The 1,145-nt window shown below is 62.5% G+C and carries 1 protein-coding gene; it reads left to right on the forward strand.

Annotation, left to right across the window (positions count from 1 at the left end):
- Positions 1–54: 54 nt before the first annotated feature.
- Positions 55–1,145 (forward strand): GDSL-type esterase/lipase family protein (locus tag D6877_RS25760; protein WP_130912533.1); only part of this gene is annotated, 1,091 nt, incomplete at its 3' end.

Below are 1,145 nucleotides of genomic sequence, written 5' to 3' on the forward strand. Positions count from 1 at the left end.
TTGTGGGAGCGAGCCTGCTCGCGAAGGGGCCATCCCGGACAAAGGAAATATTCAATGATGCCAGTAGACGCCCCTCAACCCGTCGCCACCTCGGCCATCACGATAGACGATGCCCGCCAGCGCTTTGCGCAGTGGCGCGAGGGCAAGGCCGGCAACGTGCTGGCGGTTTCGGTGATCGGCGACAGCTACACCGCCGGGCAGGATTTCTACCTGAACAAACTGGTGCAGCGAGTGGCCGCCGAGGTGGGTTTCGCTGGCCCCGGTTACGTCGGTTTCAACCACGGCGCGGCGCTGGGCGGCACGCATTTCAAATACACCCGCAGCAGCGACAAATACTTCGGCGGCGGCTGGAAGGTTTCCGCGCTGGGCCAGGCCAGCCCGGACAGTCGCACGATCAGCGGCAAACCCGGCGCCTGGTTGCAAGTCGATGCCAGCCCTTCGCCGCGCATCGATACCACGGTCACTCAGGCGAAACTGTTGTATCTGGGCAATGGCGAATCGGACGAGCTGCGCTATCGCTGGTCGCCCGCGCAAGCCTGGCAACCGTTGAAACTGGCAGGCTCAGGCGTTCAGGAAGTCGCGCTGCCCAGCGCACCATCAGCCGCAGACTGGTCATTCAGACTGGAAGTGGTGAAGGGCGCGCCCACGTTGTTCGGCCTTTGGATGACGAATGATGAGAAGGGCATTCGGGTGTCGAAACTGGCGGCCTCCGGCGCGGCATCGGCGGATTTCTATCACGCCGATCCACAGTGGCAGGCGCAGTGGAAAGCGGTGGTGTCGAAGATTCCGGCCGACGTTTACCTGATCATGCTCGGCGGCAACGATCAGGGTTTCGGCGTCAAACCTGCGCAGTACCTGCAAAACGTTCAGGGCCTGGTGAGCATGCTGCGCGAGATTCAGCCGGCGGCGAGCATCAACCTGATCATGCGTCAGGACACCACGCGCTCCAGCGCTTACCCGATGTCAGCCTATGCACAGGTGCTCGAGCCGTGGGCGCGTGAGCAGCAGCTCGGTTTTGCCAACCTGCAATGCGCGTTCGGCCCCGACGTCAAACGCTACGCCAGCGCGATGATCGGCCCGGACAAGATTCATCCGTTGCCGGCCACGGGCGGGAAGGTGATTGCCGATTATTTTTATGGCTGGAT

It is taken from the genome of Pseudomonas sp. Sample_9 (assembly GCF_004307535.1).
Taxonomy (GTDB): domain Bacteria; phylum Pseudomonadota; class Gammaproteobacteria; order Pseudomonadales; family Pseudomonadaceae; genus Aquipseudomonas; species Aquipseudomonas mercuritolerans.